At 47.9% G+C, this 1,716-nt stretch carries 1 protein-coding gene; it reads left to right on the top strand.

The window, feature by feature from the left end; all coding sequences use genetic code 11:
- Positions 1-37: 37 nt before the first annotated feature.
- Positions 38-1,564 (top strand): AAA family ATPase, encoded by a 1,527-nt coding sequence (locus EDM55_RS29830; RefSeq protein WP_122962130.1) that lies wholly within the window; start codon positions 38-40, stop codon positions 1,562-1,564.
- Positions 1,565-1,716: the final 152 nt, after the last annotated feature.

The following is a 1,716-nucleotide window of genomic DNA, read 5'->3' as shown; positions in this document are numbered from 1 at the left end:
GGGGGCAGTAGAAATGAAGGCAGGGGAGTAGGTAACGATGATCATTCGGTTTCAAAAGCTGAGTCTCAAAAATTTTAAAAGCCACCGTGATCTTGTCGTAGAGTTTGGCGACCTTACCAAGATCAGCGGTGACAATGCGAAAGGCAAGTCCAGTATCCCGGAAGCCATTTCATGGACATTGTACGGTACAGACGTACTTGGAAGCAAGCTTGATCCCACACCGATTGGCTACGATTTTGACGAGGTAAAGGTGGAACTGCTGTTTTCAGTCGATGACAAACAGATTCTTCTAGGGCGTGGGATTGAGGACGGAAAGGCTACCTACTACATCAACGAATCAACAAAAACTTTTACCGTATTTGATGAGTTAGTGAAGTCTATCATCGACAAAGATTTGTTTCTGTCGTTATTCAATCCAACTTACTTCTTCACAATGCAAAAAAATGAACAGCGTGAGCTTCTGCTGCGATCCATTGCACCACCTACAAACAAAGAAGTATTCAAACATCTTCCTGATGCTCAGGCAGCCAAACTTGAGGAGTTGTTCAAGCAAAAGAAGCTTGCAGATTTGTTAGGGGACCACAAAAAGAACAAAGCCAAGCAGAACGAGCAGTACATAGCAGCAAGAAGCCGCACCAAGACACTGCTTGAGCAGTTGGACAGCTTGCCAGCAACGGATGTGGACATCGAAGAAGCAAAAGCAAAGATTGCGGCCCTAGACGACCAGATTACAGAAATTGAACGGTCAATGGATGCAGCCGCTGAGACAAACCGCCAATACACTGCGTTGAAAGCACAAATAAAAGCGATGCAAGAGCAGATTAGCGCATCAGCTGCAAAATGGCCGGCGCTACGTGATGAACAGATAGCTGATACCTGCAGGACTTGCAAACAACCCCTGCAAGACGAGGCTGTACAGGCAGTGACTGATGACAAAGAGCGTCGTGTACACGCCTATAAGGAACAGCATGCAGCGTTGGTCGCCAAGCGAAAAGAAGCCGAAGCACAGCTTGCAACGCTCGAATATATCGACGTTTCTGAACAGCATGAAAAGATCCGCACTCTTGAACAGGACAAGCTACCACTGCTTGATGCGCTCAAAGCATGCGCCAGACGCGATCAGCTGGAGTACCAGATCGAACAAGCTAAAGTTGCAGAAGCTGAAACGCTAGCAAGTCGGAATGAGTCCATCTTCATCCTCGATACAATCAAGGCTTTCCAAGCAAAAGAAGCAGAGCTGCAGGCCACCAAGGTTCAAGACCTGTTTACCAGCCTTTCGATTAGCCTGTTCAAACTGAACAAAACAGATGGCGAGTACAAGCCGGACTTTGAGATCGAGATGGACGGCAAGCCATACAGAAAACTGTCTCTGTCCGAAAGCATCCGTGCCGGACTGGAGCTGCGGGATGTTCTGAGCCAGCAAAGCGGGATTGTTGCCCCGTGCTTTGTAGATAACGCAGAAAGCATCACGCGGTTTACCCAACCGAACGGGCAGTTGATCATGTGCCGGGTAGTCGCCGGGCAAGAATTAAAAATCGAAATGGAGGATGAGCACCGTGATTAGGTTTGTAACCATCGAACATTCCCCTTACCTGCCTGTACGGACTGGTGAAGCAAACGACTGCATCGTACTTCGTAAGGTTTCCCACGGTAGTAACTCGATTGAGATGGCGTTTCCTTTCCAACCAGATACATCTGTCATCCAGCTTTCTATCG

Origin of the sequence: Brevibacillus centrosporus (genome assembly GCF_003710815.1) — a bacterium.
In the GTDB taxonomy this organism is placed as follows: domain Bacteria; phylum Bacillota; class Bacilli; order Brevibacillales; family Brevibacillaceae; genus Brevibacillus; species Brevibacillus centrosporus.
This window is presented reverse-complemented; position numbering and strand designations above follow the sequence as displayed.

Excerpts from the sequence above, each read along its gene's own strand:
- EDM55_RS29830 (WP_122962130.1), top strand. The coding sequence starts at position 38 with ATGATCATTCGGTTTCAAAAGCTGAGTCTCAAAAATTTTAAAAGCCAC.